At 61.0% G+C, this 15,675-nt stretch carries 18 protein-coding genes; 11 read left to right on the top strand and 7 right to left on the bottom strand.

What is annotated here, in order from left to right:
• The first annotated feature begins 42 nt into the window (after positions 1 to 42).
• The 6 genes from CAF76_RS21990 to CAF76_RS21965 are packed head-to-tail and all read left to right on the top strand — an operon-like array spanning position 43 to position 6,082.
• On the top strand, positions 43 to 2,943 hold the full coding sequence (locus CAF76_RS21990) for a monovalent cation/H+ antiporter subunit A (RefSeq protein ID WP_085648381.1): 2,901 nt from the start codon (positions 43 to 45) through the stop codon (positions 2,941 to 2,943).
• A complete protein-coding gene (locus CAF76_RS21985) occupies positions 2,943 to 3,287 on the top strand; it encodes a Na+/H+ antiporter subunit C (protein ID WP_003192163.1) in 345 nt (114 codons plus the stop codon). Before CAF76_RS21990 ends, CAF76_RS21985 begins: the two co-directional genes overlap by 1 nt.
• Positions 3,284 to 4,963, top strand: a complete 1,680-nt coding sequence (locus CAF76_RS21980) for a monovalent cation/H+ antiporter subunit D (RefSeq protein ID WP_085648380.1) — start codon at positions 3,284 to 3,286, stop codon at positions 4,961 to 4,963. Before CAF76_RS21985 ends, CAF76_RS21980 begins: the two co-directional genes overlap by 4 nt.
• Positions 4,960 to 5,448 (top strand): Na+/H+ antiporter subunit E, encoded by a 489-nt coding sequence (locus CAF76_RS21975; protein WP_039767025.1) that lies wholly within the window; start codon positions 4,960 to 4,962, stop codon positions 5,446 to 5,448. The genes CAF76_RS21980 and CAF76_RS21975 overlap by 4 nt, the downstream gene beginning before the upstream one ends.
• The gene (locus tag CAF76_RS21970; protein ID WP_011334688.1) at positions 5,445 to 5,723 is read left to right on the top strand and encodes a K+/H+ antiporter subunit F; all 279 of its coding nucleotides are present in this window, start codon (positions 5,445 to 5,447) and stop codon (positions 5,721 to 5,723) included. The genes CAF76_RS21975 and CAF76_RS21970 overlap by 4 nt, the downstream gene beginning before the upstream one ends.
• Positions 5,720 to 6,082, top strand: coding sequence for a Na+/H+ antiporter subunit G (locus tag CAF76_RS21965; protein WP_064379433.1), 363 nt, complete (start codon positions 5,720 to 5,722; stop codon positions 6,080 to 6,082). The genes CAF76_RS21970 and CAF76_RS21965 overlap by 4 nt, the downstream gene beginning before the upstream one ends.
• Here the strand turns inward: CAF76_RS21965 and CAF76_RS21960 are convergent.
• Positions 6,079 to 6,519 carry a DUF3995 domain-containing protein gene (locus tag CAF76_RS21960; protein ID WP_085648379.1) on the bottom strand — a complete coding sequence of 147 codons (441 nt, stop codon included), beginning with the start codon at positions 6,517 to 6,519 and terminating at the stop codon, positions 6,079 to 6,081. The genes CAF76_RS21965 and CAF76_RS21960 overlap by 4 nt on opposite strands.
• A gap of 94 nt (positions 6,520 to 6,613) precedes the next feature.
• On the opposite strand from CAF76_RS21960, the gene CAF76_RS21955 reads away from it, so the two are divergent.
• Both CAF76_RS21955 and CAF76_RS21950 read left to right on the top strand, forming a co-directional pair.
• A complete protein-coding gene (locus tag CAF76_RS21955; RefSeq protein WP_011334690.1) occupies positions 6,614 to 7,000 on the top strand; it encodes a DUF2946 domain-containing protein in 387 nt (128 codons plus the stop codon).
• A gap of 94 nt (positions 7,001 to 7,094) precedes the next feature.
• The gene (locus CAF76_RS21950) at positions 7,095 to 9,227 is read left to right on the top strand and encodes a TonB-dependent siderophore receptor (protein ID WP_085648378.1); all 2,133 of its coding nucleotides are present in this window, start codon (positions 7,095 to 7,097) and stop codon (positions 9,225 to 9,227) included.
• 114 nt (positions 9,228 to 9,341) lie between these two features.
• Here CAF76_RS21950 and CAF76_RS21945 read toward each other — a convergent pair whose 3' ends face one another.
• The 3 genes from CAF76_RS21945 to CAF76_RS21935 form a co-directional block, all read right to left on the bottom strand.
• Complete coding sequence (locus CAF76_RS21945) at positions 9,342 to 10,358, bottom strand: ABC transporter substrate-binding protein (protein WP_064597408.1); 1,017 nt, start codon at positions 10,356 to 10,358, stop codon at positions 9,342 to 9,344.
• 128 nt (positions 10,359 to 10,486) lie between these two features.
• A complete protein-coding gene (locus tag CAF76_RS21940) occupies positions 10,487 to 10,684 on the bottom strand; it encodes a hypothetical protein (RefSeq protein WP_039767035.1) in 198 nt (65 codons plus the stop codon).
• A complete protein-coding gene (locus CAF76_RS21935; RefSeq protein ID WP_007950541.1) occupies positions 10,681 to 11,151 on the bottom strand; it encodes a hypothetical protein in 471 nt (156 codons plus the stop codon). The genes CAF76_RS21940 and CAF76_RS21935 overlap by 4 nt, the downstream gene beginning before the upstream one ends.
• Before the next feature lie 407 nt (positions 11,152 to 11,558).
• On the opposite strand from CAF76_RS21935, the gene CAF76_RS28885 reads away from it, so the two are divergent.
• Both CAF76_RS28885 and CAF76_RS21925 read left to right on the top strand, forming a co-directional pair.
• Positions 11,559 to 11,822 carry a hypothetical protein gene (locus tag CAF76_RS28885; RefSeq protein WP_085648377.1) on the top strand — a complete coding sequence of 88 codons (264 nt, stop codon included), beginning with the start codon at positions 11,559 to 11,561 and terminating at the stop codon, positions 11,820 to 11,822.
• Between the two features lie 39 nt (positions 11,823 to 11,861).
• On the top strand, positions 11,862 to 12,098 hold the full coding sequence (locus tag CAF76_RS21925; RefSeq protein WP_039767041.1) for a DUF2789 family protein: 237 nt from the start codon (positions 11,862 to 11,864) through the stop codon (positions 12,096 to 12,098).
• Between the two features lie 6 nt (positions 12,099 to 12,104).
• Here the strand turns inward: CAF76_RS21925 and CAF76_RS21920 are convergent, their stop codons facing one another.
• The 3 genes from CAF76_RS21920 to CAF76_RS21910 form a co-directional block, all read right to left on the bottom strand.
• Positions 12,105 to 12,308, bottom strand: a complete 204-nt coding sequence (locus CAF76_RS21920; RefSeq protein ID WP_039767042.1) for a hypothetical protein — start codon at positions 12,306 to 12,308, stop codon at positions 12,105 to 12,107.
• A 113-nt stretch (positions 12,309 to 12,421) separates the two neighbouring features.
• On the bottom strand, positions 12,422 to 13,645 hold the full coding sequence (locus tag CAF76_RS21915; protein WP_371857905.1) for a methyl-accepting chemotaxis protein: 1,224 nt from the start codon (positions 13,643 to 13,645) through the stop codon (positions 12,422 to 12,424).
• A gap of 609 nt (positions 13,646 to 14,254) precedes the next feature.
• A complete protein-coding gene (locus CAF76_RS21910; RefSeq protein ID WP_039767046.1) occupies positions 14,255 to 14,659 on the bottom strand; it encodes a TraR/DksA C4-type zinc finger protein in 405 nt (134 codons plus the stop codon).
• Positions 14,660 to 15,068: 409 nt separating this feature from the next.
• Between CAF76_RS21910 and CAF76_RS21905 the strand changes: the two genes are divergently transcribed.
• Entirely contained in the window at positions 15,069 to 15,674 is a 606-nt protein-coding gene (locus tag CAF76_RS21905; protein WP_085648375.1) for a glutathione S-transferase, read from the top strand.
• Position 15,675: the final 1 nt, after the last annotated feature.

Here is a 15,675-nt window from a genome sequence, read left to right as displayed (position 1 = left end):
GGCACGTATGATGCTTCACAAACTTCCGCAGATTAGAAGCCTATGTCCCTGATAGTTCTACTGCTTCTGCCTTTTCTGGGCAGCTGTCTGGCAGCCGTGCTGCCGCACAACGCACGTAACGCCGAATCCCTGCTGGCAGGTCTGGTCGCACTGATCGGCACTGTCTCGGTCGCGATGCTGTACCCGCAGATCGCCCACGGCGGCGTGATCCGCGAAGAATTCACCTGGCTGCCCAGCCTGGGCCTGAACTTCGTCCTGCGCATGGACGGCTTCGCCTGGCTGTTCTCGATGCTGGTGCTGGGCATCGGCACCCTCGTTTCCTTATATGCCCGTTATTACATGTCGCCGGACGATCCGGTGCCGCGCTTCTTCGCGTTCTTTCTGGCGTTCATGGGCGCCATGCTCGGGCTGGTGATCTCCGGCAACCTGATCCAGATCGTGTTCTTCTGGGAGCTGACCAGCCTTTTCTCGTTCCTGTTGATCGGCTACTGGCACCACCGCCACGACGCGCGCCGTGGTGCGTACATGGCGTTGATGGTCACCGGTGCGGGAGGATTGTGCTTGCTGGCGGGGGTCATGATCCTCGGCCATGTGGTCGGCAGCTATGACCTGGACAAGGTCCTGGCCGCCGGCGATCTGATTCGCGCACACGCTCTCTACCCCATCCTGCTTCCCCTCATTCTTGTCGGCGCCCTCAGCAAAAGCGCCCAGTTCCCCTTCCACTTCTGGCTGCCCCACGCGATGGCGGCACCCACACCGGTTTCGGCATACCTGCACTCGGCAACCATGGTCAAGGCCGGGGTTTTCCTGCTGGCCCGTCTGTGGCCATCGCTGTCCGGCAGCGAAGAATGGTTCTACATCGTCAGCGGCGCCGGCGCCGCCACGCTGTTGCTCGGCGCGTACTGCGCGATGTTCCAGAACGATCTCAAAGGGCTGCTGGCCTATTCGACCATCAGCCACCTCGGCCTGATCACCCTGCTGCTGGGTTTGAACAGTCCGCTGGCCGCTGTGGCAGCCGTGTTCCACATCCTCAACCATGCGACCTTCAAGGCCTCGCTGTTCATGGCCGCCGGGATCATCGACCACGAAAGTGGCACCCGCGACATCCGCAAGCTCAACGGCCTGTTCAAACTGATTCCATTCACCGCCACCCTGGCGATGGTCGCCAGTGCGTCCATGGCCGGCGTGCCGCTGCTCAACGGTTTCCTGTCGAAAGAGATGTTCTTCGCCGAAACCGTGTTCATCAACGCCACCGCCTGGGTTGAAACCAGCCTGCCGATCGTCGCGACTATTGCCGGGATGTTCAGCGTTGCCTACTCGCTGAGATTCACCGTCGACGTGTTCTTCGGCCCGACTGCCACCGACCTGCCGCACACCCCGCACGAACCGCCGCGCTGGATGCGTGCGCCGGTGGAACTGCTAGTGTTCACCTGCCTGCTGGTGGGGATTTTCCCGGCCCAGGTGGTCGGCCCGTTGCTCGCCGCTGCCGCGTTGCCGGTGGTGGGTGGCGTGCTGCCGCAATACAGCCTGGCGATCTGGCACGGCCTCAATGCACCGATGATCATGAGCCTGATCGCCATGTCTGGCGGCATCGTGCTGTATCTGCTGCTGCGCAACCAGCTCAAGCGCGGCCGCTTCAAGTATCCGCCACTGGCGGGCCGCCTCAACGGCAAGCGAATGTTCGAACGCAGTCTGGTGGCGATGATGCGTCTGGCCCGGCGGCTGGAGCGGAGGATCGGCACCAAGCGTCTGCAAACCCAGCTGTTCCTGATGGTGTTGGCGGCAGTGCTGGCCGGCCTGATCCCGATGCTGCACAGCAACCTGAGCTGGGGCGACCGGCCGAAGATCCCGGGCTCGATCGTGTTCGTGACCCTGTGGCTGCTGGCAATCGCCTGCGCCCTGGGCGCTGCGTGGCAGGCCAAGTATCACCGTCTCGCCGCACTGACCATGGTCAGCGTCTGCGGCCTGATGACCTGCGTAACCTTCGTCTGGTTCTCGGCGCCGGATCTGGCCCTGACGCAACTGGTGGTCGAAGTGGTGACCACCGTGCTGATCCTGCTCGGCCTGCGCTGGCTGCCACGGCGGATCGAAGAGGTTTCGCCGCTGCCAAGCAGCCTGCGCAAGGCGCGGGTTCGACGTCTGCGCGACTTGCTGCTGTCGATTGCCGTCGGTGGCGGCATGGCGCTGCTGTCCTACGCGATGCTGACCCGGCAGACGCCGAACGACATTTCCTCGTTCTATCTGAGTCGCGCCCTGCCCGAGGGCGGCGGCAGCAACGTGGTCAACGTGATGCTGGTGGATTTCCGTGGTTTCGACACCCTTGGTGAGATCACAGTGCTGGCCGCCGTGGCACTGACCGTGTTCGCCCTGCTGCGTCGCTTCCGCCCGCCGAAAGAAAGCCTGCAACTGCCGGCCCAACAGCGCCTGCTCGCCCCCGACGTGGTCACCGATCTGGTCAACCCGCGCTCGGCCAGCGACACCGCGCTCGGTTTCATGATGGTGCCGGCGGTACTGGTGCGCCTGCTGCTGCCGATTGCGCTGGTGGTGTCGTTCTACCTGTTCATGCGCGGGCACAACCAGCCGGGTGGCGGCTTCGTCGCCGGTCTGGTGATGTCGGTGGCGTTCATCCTCCAATACATGGTCGCCGGCACTCAGTGGGTCGAGGCGCAAATGAGCCTGCGCCCACTGCGCTGGATGGGCACCGGCCTGCTGTTCGCCACCGTTACCGGCCTCGGGGCGATGGCGGTGGGCTATCCGTTCCTGACCACCCACACCTGGCACTTCAGCCTGCCGCTGCTGGGTGATATCCATATCGCCAGCGCGCTGTTCTTCGATATCGGCGTCTACGCCGTGGTGGTCGGCTCGACCTTGCTGATCCTCACCGCCCTCGCCCACCAATCGGTCCGGGGCCATAAAACCGCTGCCGCCAAAGGAGCCGCCTGATGGAAGAAGTCATCGCAATCGCCATCGGCGTACTCGCCGCGTCCGGGGTCTGGCTGATCCTGCGGCCACGGACATTCCAGGTGGTGATGGGCCTGTGCCTGCTGTCCTACGGCGTCAACCTGTTCATCTTCAGCATGGGCAGCCTGTTCATCGGCAAGGAGCCGATCATCAAGGACGGCGTGCCACAGGATCTGCTCAATTACACCGACCCGTTGCCCCAGGCGCTGGTGCTGACGGCCATCGTCATCAGCTTCGCCATGACCGCATTGTTTCTGGTGGTGTTGCTGGCCTCACGGGGCCTGACCGGCACCGACCACGTTGACGGAAGGGAGCCCAAGGAATGACGGCGATGACTCACCTGATCGCCGCACCGATTCTGCTGCCGCTGCTGACCGCCGCCATCATGCTGATGCTCGGCGAAAAGCACCGTCCGCTGAAGGCGAAAATCAACCTGTTCTCCAGCCTCCTCGGCCTCGGCATCTCGGTGATGCTGCTGCAATGGACCCAGACCACCGGCGTGCCCGGATCCATCGGCGTCTACCTGCCGGGCAACTGGCAGGTGCCGTTCGGCATCGTGCTGGTGGTCGATCGTCTGTCGGCATTGATGTTGGTGCTGACCGGGATCATTGGTGTCAGCGCCCTGCTGTTCGCCATGGCCCGCTGGGACGGCGCCGGGTCGAGCTTCCACGCGCTGTTCCAGATTCAGTTGATGGGGCTGTACGGCGCGTTCCTGACCGCAGACCTGTTCAACCTGTTCGTGTTCTTCGAGGTATTGCTGGCCGCGTCCTACGGCCTGTTGCTTCATGGTTCGGGCCGGGCGCGGGTGTCGTCGGGGCTGCATTACATCTCGATCAACCTGCTGGCGTCGTCGCTGTTCCTGATCGGCGCGGCGCTGATCTACGGTGTGACCGGCACGCTGAACATGGCGGATCTGGCCCTGAAGATCCCGCTGGTGCCGGAGGCCGACCGTGGCCTGTTGCACGCCGGCGCGGGAATTCTGGCCGTGGCGTTCCTGGCCAAGGCCGGCATGTGGCCGCTGAACTTCTGGCTGGTGCCGGCCTACTCGTCGGCCAGCGCACCGGTGGCGGCGATGTTCGCGATCATGACCAAGGTCGGTGTCTACACCCTGCTGCGTCTGTGGACGCTGCTGTTCTCGGGCCAGGCCGGCGCTTCGGCGTATTTTGGTGGTGACTGGCTGATCTACGGCGGCATGGCGACCATGGCCGGCGCGGGCGTGGCGATCATTGCCGCGCAACGTCTGGAACGCATGGCCAGCCTGAGCATTCTGGTGTCCGCGGGGATCCTGCTGTCGGCCGTGGGTTTCGCCCAGCCGAACCTGATCGGCGCCGCGCTGTTCTATCTGGTCAGCTCAACCCTGGCATTGAGCGCGCTGTTCCTGCTGGCCGAATTGATCGAACGTTCGCGCACCGCCATCGAAGTGCCGCTGGAAGACGAGAACGAACTGCTGCCGCGTCCGCAGGAATGGCAGCGTCCGATCAAGGGCATCAACCTCGACGACGATCAGAAAGCCGTGGTCGGTCAGGTGATCCCGTGGACCATGGCCTTCCTCGGTCTGAGCTTCATTGCCTGCGCGCTGTTGATTATCGGCATGCCGCCGCTGTCCGGCTTCATCGGCAAGCTCAGCCTGATCGGTGCCCTGCTCAATCCGCTGGGCCTCGGCGCAGGCGAACCGATCTCGAATGCCGCCTGGTGCTTACTGGCCTTGCTGATTCTTACAGGCCTCGGCTCGCTGATGGCGTTCTCGCGTCTGGGGATCCAACGCTTCTGGTCGCCAGAGGAGCGCCCGTCGCCGCTGCTGCGCAAACTGGAATGCACACCGATTTTCCTGCTGCTCGGCCTGAGCATCGCGCTGACCTTCAAGGCTGAACCACTGTTGCGTTACACCCAGGCAGCGGCCGATGCCCTGAACAATCCGCAGCAATACGTAATGGCGGTACTCGGCACCCGCGCCGTGCCGAGCCCGGAAGCCAAGGCTGCGCTGCTGGAGGTGCAACCATGAAGCGTCTGTTTCCGGCTCCGTGGTTGTCGCTTGCGCTGTGGTTGCTGTGGCTGGTACTGAACCTGTCGGTCAGCCCGGGCAACCTGCTGCTGGGTGCCGTACTCGGTTTCTGCGCCCCGCTGATGATGCGCAAATTGCGCCCGCAGCGGATTCACATCCGCCGCCCGGGCACGATCCTGCGATTGTTTCTGCTGGTCGGGCGTGACGTGATCGTCTCGAACCTGCAGGTGGCCTGGGGCGTGCTCAACGCCGGTCGCCGCCCGCCTCGCTCGCGCTTCATCAAGGTGCCGCTGGACCTGCGCGACGCCAACGGCCTGGCAGCATTGTCGATGATCACCACGGTGATTCCCGGCACAGTCTGGTCGGAACTGGCGCTGGATCGCAGCATTCTGTTGCTGCACGTCTGGGATCTGGATGACGAGGCGCAGTTCATCCAGCACTTCAAGGTCACTTACGAGCGGCCGTTGATGGAGATTTTCGAATGAGCCCGCTGCTGTCGAACGCCATTCTGCTGACGCTGTTCCTGTTTTCCCTGGCCATGGTCCTCACGCTGGTGCGCCTGTTCAAAGGCCCGTCGGCGCAGGACCGGGTACTGGCGCTGGATTACCTGTACATCGTCGCCATGCTGATGATGCTGACCCTGGGGATTCGTTATGCCAGTGACACCTACTTCGAAGCGGCGCTGCTGATCGCGCTGTTCGGCTTCGTCGGCTCGTTTGCCCTGGCGAAATTCCTCCTGCGTGGCGAGGTGATCGAATGAACGCTGAACTGTCTTTGTGGGTGGAAATCCCGGTGGCGATTCTGCTGGTGCTCAGCGGTATTTTCGCCCTGATCGGTGCGACCGGCCTGCTGCGGATGAAGGATTACTTCCAGCGCATGCACCCGCCGGCACTGGCCTCGACCCTCGGCGCGTGGTGTGTGGCGCTGGCATCGATCATCTGTTTTTCCGCGCTCAAGTCCGGGCCGGTGCTGCACGCATGGTTGATCCCGATTCTGCTGTCGATCACCGTGCCGGTGACCACCTTGCTCTTGGCGCGGGCGGCGTTGTTCCGCAAGCGCATGGCCGGGGATGACGTGCCGGCCGAGGTCAGCAGCCGGCGTACTGAAACCGGGAGCTAGATCCAGGCGACGGCCAGCAGCCCGGCTCCCAATATCAGACACAGCGGCGAGTAAAGCCAAGTGTCGAGCCGGGCGAACCGCGATCCCTTCACTTCCTTGAAAAAACCCACCAGCTCCGAATCGCCGATCGCCCGCGCAAACATCAACAGCGCAATCGCGCTGATCACCCATTGCAGCGCCCAGTGATGCACGGCGGGCAGCCACCACCCCACTCGCATGCACACCAGTGCGGCAATCAGTAGCAGGGCTGCCGCCACCACCAGCGTGATCCAGCCTGACGGCTTGAACGCAGGCCTGAGGGTCAGCCCGCCGTTATCCACCGGAACCTGCGGCACCACCGCCACGGCCGCCCACTGCCCACCCATCGCCCAATACACATGCATCAGGCTGATCACCGCGAATATCGTCACCAGCCATTGAGCCAACACAAAGGTCATGGTCGAGAATCCTTGAAAGGGATTTGAACAAAACATCCTAGTCGGCATTTTTCCATGTGCACGACCGATCGGCGGTGCGGTAAAGTGCCGCCCCATGAAATTCACCCGTACCGATCGCTCACTGCTGGCCTGGATGCTCTATTGCTGCGTCCTGTTCAACGTGTTCGCCTGCAGCATCGGTCACGGACAAATGGTCGGTATGCAGCTCAACGGTATCGGCGGACAGTTCTGTGCCGTCGACCCGAGCACCCAGGCGCCGCTCGCCTCAAATCCCGCCGAAGAAAAACTGCCTACCCTGGCCAAAGCCTTCGGCTGTCCGCTGTGCTCCACCGGAGGCATGGGCCCGGCGTTCAACTCCAGCCTGACCCTGGCGATTCTGCCGGAACAACACAGCCCGCCGCTGCCGGCCATCGTCAGCGCCGACCTTCCTGCCCGCTTTATCTGGCCTTCGGCCAATCCCCGCGCCCCGCCGCTCGCCTGAGTGCCCTTGCCTTTTTGATCTGTCAGCCCACTGCGCCAACGCGCGGCGTTCGCCTGTGCGCTGACTCCGAGAACAAGCATTCAGGATTCAATCAATGAAACAACTTACCTTGCTGGCGAGCCTGTGCGGCTGCCTGTCCGTCAACGTCTGGGCGCAATCCACCGTGGATCTGGCGCCGATCACTATTGACGGCGAGTCCGGCGCCGAACCCGGCCTGAGCCTCGACCAGTCCAGCGGCATGGCCTCGCGCCTCGGCCTCAGCGTGCGTGACACCCCGGCCTCGGTGGCCATTGCCAACCGCAGTGACATCGAACGTCGCGGTTCGCAAAACTTTCAGGACGCGGCCAACACCTTGCCGGGCGTGAACGCCAGTGCACCGCCTGGCTTTGGCGGATTCGTCTCCTATCGCGGTTTCACCAGCAGCCAGATCACTCAGATGTTCAACGGCGTCAACGTTTCCGGGGGACTGGCGCGGCCAGTGGATTCATGGATTTATGACCGGGTGGAACTGGTCGGCGGCCCGTCATCGTTGATCAACGGCGCGGGCTCGGTCGGTGGCTCGCTGAACTACGTGACCAAACTGGCCACCCGCGACGAGCAAGCCATCGAAGGCCGGGTCAGCTATGGCACCTACGACACCACCGAAACCGCGTTCGGCCTCAATCACGCGCTGACCGAACCCGGTGCCGACGTTCAGCATTACGCGCGACTCGACGTCAGCCACAACACCAGCAACGGCTACATTGACCGCCAGGAACGCGATGCCTGGAGCGTGGCGTTCTCGTTGCTCAGCGACCTGACGCCGAACCTGTCGCACACCCTGGCCCTGGAATATCAGGACGAACACGAGGACAGCCCGTACTGGGGCACGCCGGTGCTCAACCCCAAGGCCGGCGAGTTGAAGATCGACAAGCACAACCGCTTCAACAACTACAACGTCGAGGACGGCCGCTACGAGCAGCGGACGATCTGGGTGCGCTCGATCATCGATTACCGGATCAACGACAGCACCACCCTGCGCAACACCCTCTATCACCTCGACAGTCAGCGTGATTACCGCAACCTGGAAACCTATCAATACAACGCCGACAACAGCGCGGTGAACCGCTCCACTGCGTATCAGGTGCGACACCAGGGCGAGCAGAACGGCAACCAATTCGAACTGCGCCACGACAACACCCTGTTCGGCCTCGACACCACCTGGTCCGGCGGATTCGAATACAAGGTCAACCAGACCACCAACTCGCCGCTGAACGTCAAAGGCGCCAGCGCGGTGGACCCGAACAACTACCGACCGGGGCATTTCTATAACATCCCCGGAACGATGCCGGGTTTCGTCAGCGACAAGACCAACGAAGTCACGACCAAAGCGCTGTTTGCCGAAAACCTCCTGGCACTGACCGACAAGCTCTCGCTGTTAACCGGTCTGCGCTATGACGACATCGACCTCAATGTGACCAACCATCGCACGGTGAGCGCGAGCAACCCGCGTCATTTGAAGCGCAGTTGGGAACCGGTCACAGGGCGTGTCGGCATGACATACCAGTTCATACCGTCAGCCAATGTGTACGTGCAATACAGCACCGCCGCCGAGCAACCCAATGGCACCCAGGACTTCGATGTCTCGACCGGCAAGCAATGGGAAATCGGCAGCAAGTTCGACTATCTGAACGGACGCGGTTCGGCGACGGTGGCCGCCTACACCATCGAGCGCAAGGACTTCGCAGTGACGGATCCACTGGACCCGACCAGCAGCATTCCGGTCGGCCAGCAGACTTCGAAGGGCATCGAGATTGCCAGCTCGCTGCGGATCACCGACAAGCTGCTGGCCGAAGGCAACTTCGCCTGGGTCGATGCGCAATACGATGAGTTCAACGAGAAGAACGCCGCCGGCGTAGTGGTTTCGCGCAAGGGCAATACACCGACCAACGTGCCGGACCGGGTGGGCAATCTATGGCTGACCTATGATTTCTCGCCGCAGTGGCAAGGCGGGGTCGATGCGCGGTACGTGGCGTCGGTGTTCGCCGACACGGCCAACACCATGACCGTGCCGTCGTACACCTTGTTTGGCAGCTTTCTCAGCTACAAGGTGGACTCGCACACCACCGTGACCGGGCGGGTGCGCAACCTGACGAATGAGGTGTATGCCGAGTTCGCCCATGTATCGCCGGCGTATTACCTCGGCACACCGCGCACCTTTGAGCTGGCTGTGCAAACCCGCTTCTAAAAGCTTCGCGGGCAAGCCCGTTCCCACAGGAATCGATGTGTTTTCAAAGCTCAGAGCACACCGAAAAACCTGTGGGAGCGGGCTTGCCCGCGATGAGGTCCGTTGATTCAACCTCTATTTCAAATCAGCTGAAACCTTATCTGCCACATCCTTCGGCAGCCACGCCTGCCACACATCCGGATGCGCCTTCATGAACGCTGTCGCCGCATCCCGAGGTGGTGTGTGTTTTTCACTCATCTCGGCCAGCGCCTTGTTCAGATCATCAATCGGAAAGTCGACCTTGCTGAAGAACTCGGCGATCTGCGGATACTGCTTCTGGAACGGCGTGGACACCCCGATCGACAGCTTCGAGGCCAGTGACCGGGTCGGTTTCGGATTGGGGTTGTCGGCGTCGGTCAGGGTCTTCCAGGCCTCGGCATCGAACGGCGGCTCTTCGAGTTGGATCAGCTTGAACTTGCCGAGCAACGGCGTCGGCGACCAGTAATAGAACAGCACCGGCTTGCCCCGGCGGATCGATGAACTGATCTCGGCATCCAGCGCAGCACCGGAACCACTGCGGAAATTGGTGAAGTCATTCTGCAAGCCATACGCCGTGAGCTTCTGCTTGTTCACTACCTCCGATGTCCAGCCGATCGGGCTGTTGAGGAATCGGCCCTTGCTCGGGGTTTCCGGATCCTTGAACACGTCCTTGTACTTCTTCAGATCGCTGACGCTTCGCAGGTCCGGCGCCAATGGCTTGATGCCCTTGGCCGGATCGCCTTTGATCACGTATTCCGGCACCCACCAGCCTTCGGTAGCGCCTTTGACCGTGTCGCCCAGGCTGACGACCTTGCCCTCGGCCTCCGCCTTGACCCATACCGGACTGCGCCCGGCCCACTCTTCGCCGATGACCTGAATGTCATTGTTGGCCAGCGCAGTCTCAAGGGTGATGGTGGTGCCCGGCAAGGTATCGGTCGGCAGGCCATAGCCCTTCTCGACAATGATCCGCAGGACGTCGGTGATCAGGCTGCCGCTTTCCCAGTTCAGATCGGCAAAGTGAATCGGCGCCTGTGCCGCGCTCACCGAAGGCACCACCGTCATCAGGCCGAATGTGGTCAACCCGGCAGCCAGCAACCGTCGAAATCCGTTCATGCTTTTGCACCTCGTGCCGTTCACAGCAATAGCAGGATGGCCTGACAGAAGACCGCAAGCCTCTGAATACTCAGTCAACTGACTGTAGACGAGGTTCTTGCTTTTTCAGGGGCATGACGCGCACGAGGCTACTTTTCAGACATTTCCTGCAGGCTCTTCAGCTCGCGTCTGACCATGCTGGCGTATTCCGCAGGCTGCAAAGCGTAGATTTGCGAGGCGACCCAACCCAGCCAAGCGCCCTTCAACTCGGCCTTCGCAGTGAACAGTCGACGTGCTTCTTCACGGGCGCTGTCGAGGTTCTGCAAATGGAAATCGGCGCGGCTCACTCGCTGGCCTTGAACGTCACCAGTTCGCCCTTGCGCCACTTGGCGGCTTTGGCGGTGACGGCTTTCAGGGTTTTGGTCAGGCCTTCCTGCAGTTGTTCATTGGCGGCAAACACGGTAACCGCGCTGTGGCCTTCCTTGAACACGATGGCGTGGCCATCGGCCGTGGTGACGAACGCGTAGTCGCCCAGACCGTACACGGTCATTTTGATTTCGCGAAAGCGGATGTCCATCTTGCCGCCTTCACGGCTGGGCAGTACCGACGCGCTGAAATGATCGCCGACCTTGAGCTTGAGGCCAGGTTTGTCATCGACCACCAATGCGCTTTCGGTGTCGATCTCGGCAACGTAAATGCCTTCGGCGTTTTGCTCGGTGATGTAAACAAAACGTGATTGAAACTGCTTGACCAGCTTTGCCCGCAAATCACCCAGCACGAACAAAGCATGCATATCGAGGTTACTGACTGCCAAAGAAACATCCCCACACTTGAAAAGAGTGCCATACGCGAAAGCGCGCACAGCAGAAAAAGTCGGCCGGGCCGAAGGTGTTGCGCGATGACTCGAATATACGCCTGAGCGAGCGAAGTGCTCATTCAACGCGAGTTGCACAAGACTACTGGAATGCCACTCGCGAAACCTGCAAAGACGTTCTCCAAATGTTGAAGGAAAACGCATCACGGCCGGCCAGGAAAAACTGACTACGAACTTTAGGGAAAAAACTCACCAACAAAAGCATTTTTCCGACATATCGCACGCAAAAAATTGCTTTAGATAGCGCCATGCCGACAACAGGTGTTGGCGATTCTAGAGCAGCGATGCTGTTCGCGACTACCCGCAACACCCTGTAAATGCGGGTCAATCCATGAAAAGGACTTCATATGTGCACTATGACGCATTTTGCCGTGACTCACGAACCCGCCTTTGCCTTGAACACTCCAGCCTTCGAGACTATTCCTGCAATCGAGTCTTGCGGTCAGGCACCGTTGTTTCAGGTAATCCCGGCGGGCAACGGCTTTTTCCATATCAGGGAAAAGTCGACGGGGCTTGTCAGAGGTTTCCGTGAGAATCACAACGCCGCTTGCGCCCTCGCCCGTTCACTGGAATCGCGGATCGAACTCCTGGCCAGCGAGCACCTCAGATAAAGAGAGCGATCGACCCCACCATCCTTCAAGGAGTAAACCATGGAACTGCCTGCGTACAATCTGACAACCCTGTTCGACCAATTAGGGCTGCCTTCGGAGGAAACGGCGATCGACGACTTCATCGAAGCCCATCCGCTGGATGCCGATACCAAGCTGATCGACGCCGACTTCTGGAGCCCACAACAGGCGCAAATGCTCAAGGAGTGGCTGCGGGCCGATGGCGAGGAAGCCATCATGGTCGATGAGCTGAATGTGCGCCTGCACCGGGGCAAGTAATCTTGATCAGTGCAGGCTGTCACCGGTTTCAGCGCTCAATTGCGCCAGCCATGCGGCCCTGCACTCTTCCGCCTCGTTACGACTTGCAAACGCAGTGCCCCGGCGTTCGCCATTGAGCAGCACCACCCAGCAGACACTTTGCCCCATCGCGCGCAGACCGGCGGGTACACCGCTGCCGATCATCACCGCGACATCGACTCTGCATTGCATGTTGACCTCCCAACTTCATTAGCAACCTAACTATGTGGGCATGTTAATGATTTGGATCAAGAGGAAACAGCAACGCCGCTGCACAGCTTAATTGCAGTTCCGGCAACAATGGCTCAGCGCGGCTTCTCCGGTTTATAGCCCAGACGCAACCCGCCCCAATGCCGGCCCTTGACCATGATCGGCACCGACAGGTCGTGCATCAACTCGCCGGTATCGCGGGTGTAAGTCTGCAACAGCACCGGTTGCTGGTGGCTGCCGCAACGGATTCCGGTGCGGTCGGCAAATTTGCGTTTGGTGCGATTGTTGACGGTATCGACCTGCACATTACCGGTCAGCGGTTGGCTGAATGCCTGATTGTGGGTCGGCACATAACCCTGCTGCGTGCAGGCGATGGCGAACACCAGACCTTCGTGACGCGGCAGTAACGGTTCCTGGATGGCCGGCAGCACCTGATCGGTGTAGCGATCAAAACGAGTCTGGAACTTGGCGGGCTGGGTGGCGGGAATCGGTTGATATTGGCGGTCGAACAGGTCTTCAAGACTAATGCGTCCCTGCTCGACATCGGCCTCGAACCGCGCGGCAATCTGGCTAGCCCCTTCGCGGGCGAGGTCGTAGATGCGTTGGTGATAGTCATCCAGCCCGACTTCGGCCAGACGTTCGCTGATGGTTTCCGCCTGCCCTTCCATCTGCACGGCGGCCTCGGCCAGACGCCGGGTCTGTTGGTCGCTGATCGCCAGATCGCTGCGCATCTGTTCGATGGCGGTGAACAGGCTGTCGAGTTGCTCACGATTGGTTTCCGCGCCTCGGGCGATTTCACCGACCTGGGTCTCCACTCCGGCTGCCAGTCGCGCGATGTTTTCCAGGTGCTGACCGGTGTGTTCGACCTGCTCGACGCCCGTGTGCAAATCGTCGGAGAGCTGCCGAATCTGCTCCACCACCTGCGCCGTGCGTTGCTGGATGTCGGCGACCATCTCGCCCACTTCACCGGTGGCTGTCGCGGTACGCGCCGCCAGACCGCGCACTTCATCCGCCACCACCGCAAAACCACGACCGTGCTCGCCGGCCCGGGCTGCTTCGATGGCGGCATTCAATGCAAGGAGGTTGGTCTGGCTGGCGATGGACTGAATCACCAGCGTCACGCGCTGAATGTCATCGCTACGCTGGCTCAAGGCTTCGATCAGTTCGCGGCTGGCATTGGCGCGCTGGCTGAGCTGATGCATGCGCGAAATGGAATCCACCAGCTCGGCGCGCCCCGCCGCGCTGCTGTGATGGGCTTCGCTGGCAGCGCCCAAGGCTTCACGGCTGAGCTGCGAAGTGGCTTGTTCAGTGGCGATCATCACTTCAGCGTTGTTGACGATCTGCGCGGCGGCGTCGAGTTGCGATTGCAGCTTGCCGGCCAGCTCCTTGACGGAAAACGCCACGCCAGCAGCTGATAGCGCGTTATGACTGGTGGTGTAGGAAAGGTCGCGAGTCAGCTCGGACATCGCACTGCTGCTGTCGACCGGTTGCGCATCGGGAACCGCCCGGGAACGCAGGCGCGGCAGCCAGACGATCAGCACCGCCAGCGGCATGCCGATGTACAAGGGCCATTCGCCCAGGCTCATCCCGGCCAGCAACAGCATCAGGGCGATGCTTTGCAGGGTCGGCGTCAACCAGCGATTCTTCGGCAAAACAACTGGTGCAGGCAGAGCCGCAACCAGAGATCCATCTCTCGTCATTTTGTTACCCCACGCTTGTTCTCATTGTTGTGACTGCATTAAACGCCACTACAACGCCATTATCCATGGTCCGTTAGTCGTGGGTCTGTGGCAGGTCAATGGAATGGCGGGGAGACTTTCCGGCAGACGAAAAAAAGCAAAGATCGCAGCCTTTTGCAGTTCCCGGAGAAACTGCAAAAGGCTGCGATCTTTTCGCGACGACCCGCATTGAAGGGGTCGCCTCAGGAATCAGGCCTGACGCTGGTGCTTGTCGATCTGCTCGTGACGCTCTTGAGCTTCGATGCAGTACTTGGTGGTCGGGCTGATCAGCAGGCGTTTCAGGCCGATCGGCTCGCCGCTGTCGTCGCACCAGCCAAAGCTGTCTTCCTTGATACGCTCAAGGGCCTGCTCGAGTTGCGGCAGCATGCGCTGGTCACGATCGATCGCGTTTACCAGCCAGGTGCGCTCTTCTTCCACCGATGCGGCGTCCGCCGGGTCAGCCGGGGTGTCCAGGCTCTCGATGGCAATGCGGTTCTGCTCAATGCGCTCATGGGTTTCGACTTTCATGTTCTGCAACAGCTCTTGAAAGAAAGCGTGTTGCTCGGCATTCATGTAGTCATCTGCCGGCATGGCCAGCAACTTGTCCTTTGTCATTGATATCTCTATAAAAAACGTGCATTAAGGCGAATTAGGGAGCGTTCCGGCGAACCGCCTGCGGTCATCGGAAAGGCATCGTTTATTGCAAACGCCACCCGGCACTCAATTTACGAAGGGGCGGCAGTCTAAGGCCCGTTTGAGGCCTCAGCAACTGTAAATACCGGGAATTTGTCCGACAAGGCCCGGAAACTGCTCTGACACAGGCTTCACAGCGCTCATCGGAGTGCGTTTATAGCAAGAAATTCAGTCGAGCGGCTGTATATAGAAGACAAACGTCAGACGAGCGGCGCTTTGTCGCAATTCGTCACGGTCGCTGACCGTAAAACCCACCCCTCTCAAAGACTGACAAATCCCCCCAACCTCGGCTACGTTATGCGCTCCCCGGTTCGACTTGAAGGAACGCGTCATGAAACTGATCGGCATGCTGGACTCCCCTTACGTGCGCCGCGTGGCGATCTCTGCCAAATGCCTGGGGGTCGAACTGGAACACGACCCGGTCTCGGTGTTCCGCCACTTCGAACGTTTCCAGCAGATCAACCCGGTGGTCAAGGCGCCGACCCTGGTGCTCGATGACGGCGAAGTGCTGATCGACTCGACCCTGATCCTCGACTACCTCGAAGCCCTGTCCGGGAAAACCCTGCTGCCCGCCGACCTGCCGCAACGCGCCAAAGCCCTGCGCCTGATCGGCCTCGGTCTTGCCGCCTGCGAAAAAGCCGTGCAGCTCTACTACGAACGCAACCTGCGCCCGGCCGACATTCAATACCAGCCGTGGGTCGAACGCGTCGAAGGTCAACTCGCCGCCGCCTTCACCGCCCTTGAACATGAACTCGAAAATCACCCATTGCCCACCGACGGCCCTCTCCAGCAGGACGGCATCACTCTCGCCATCGCCTGGAGCTTCACCGGCCTCGTCGTCCCCGACCAGATCGACGCTCAACGTTTCCCGCGCATAGCCCAATACACCGCGTACGCCGAAAGCACCCAGGCGTTCATCGACACCCCGATGACCTGAC

Source organism: Pseudomonas sp. B40(2017) (assembly GCF_002112855.1).
Lineage (GTDB): Bacteria > Pseudomonadota > Gammaproteobacteria > Pseudomonadales > Pseudomonadaceae > Aquipseudomonas > Aquipseudomonas pharyngis.
The sequence above is the reverse complement of the archived record's forward strand: the minus strand, read 5'-3'. Positions and strand labels throughout refer to the sequence as shown.

Coding starts and splice junctions, on each gene's coding strand:
- CAF76_RS21990 (WP_085648381.1), top strand. CDS start 43: ATGTCCCTGATAGTTCTACTGCTTCTGCCTTTTCTGGGCAGCTGTCTG.
- CAF76_RS21985 (WP_003192163.1), top strand. CDS start 2,943: ATGGAAGAAGTCATCGCAATCGCCATCGGCGTACTCGCCGCGTCCGGG.
- CAF76_RS21980 (WP_085648380.1), top strand. CDS start 3,284: ATGACGGCGATGACTCACCTGATCGCCGCACCGATTCTGCTGCCGCTG.
- CAF76_RS21975 (WP_039767025.1), top strand. CDS start 4,960: ATGAAGCGTCTGTTTCCGGCTCCGTGGTTGTCGCTTGCGCTGTGGTTG.
- CAF76_RS21970 (WP_011334688.1), top strand. CDS start 5,445: ATGAGCCCGCTGCTGTCGAACGCCATTCTGCTGACGCTGTTCCTGTTT.
- CAF76_RS21965 (WP_064379433.1), top strand. CDS start 5,720: ATGAACGCTGAACTGTCTTTGTGGGTGGAAATCCCGGTGGCGATTCTG.
- CAF76_RS21960 (WP_085648379.1), bottom strand. CDS start 6,519: ATGACCTTTGTGTTGGCTCAATGGCTGGTGACGATATTCGCGGTGATC.
- CAF76_RS21955 (WP_011334690.1), top strand. CDS start 6,614: ATGAAATTCACCCGTACCGATCGCTCACTGCTGGCCTGGATGCTCTAT.
- CAF76_RS21950 (WP_085648378.1), top strand. CDS start 7,095: ATGAAACAACTTACCTTGCTGGCGAGCCTGTGCGGCTGCCTGTCCGTC.
- CAF76_RS21945 (WP_064597408.1), bottom strand. CDS start 10,358: ATGAACGGATTTCGACGGTTGCTGGCTGCCGGGTTGACCACATTCGGC.
- CAF76_RS28885 (WP_085648377.1), top strand. CDS start 11,559: ATGTGCACTATGACGCATTTTGCCGTGACTCACGAACCCGCCTTTGCC.
- CAF76_RS21925 (WP_039767041.1), top strand. CDS start 11,862: ATGGAACTGCCTGCGTACAATCTGACAACCCTGTTCGACCAATTAGGG.
- CAF76_RS21920 (WP_039767042.1), bottom strand. CDS start 12,308: ATGCAATGCAGAGTCGATGTCGCGGTGATGATCGGCAGCGGTGTACCC.
- CAF76_RS21915 (WP_371857905.1), bottom strand. CDS start 13,645: ATGATCGCCACTGAACAAGCCACTTCGCAGCTCAGCCGTGAAGCCTTG.
- CAF76_RS21910 (WP_039767046.1), bottom strand. CDS start 14,659: ATGACAAAGGACAAGTTGCTGGCCATGCCGGCAGATGACTACATGAAT.
- CAF76_RS21905 (WP_085648375.1), top strand. CDS start 15,069: ATGAAACTGATCGGCATGCTGGACTCCCCTTACGTGCGCCGCGTGGCG.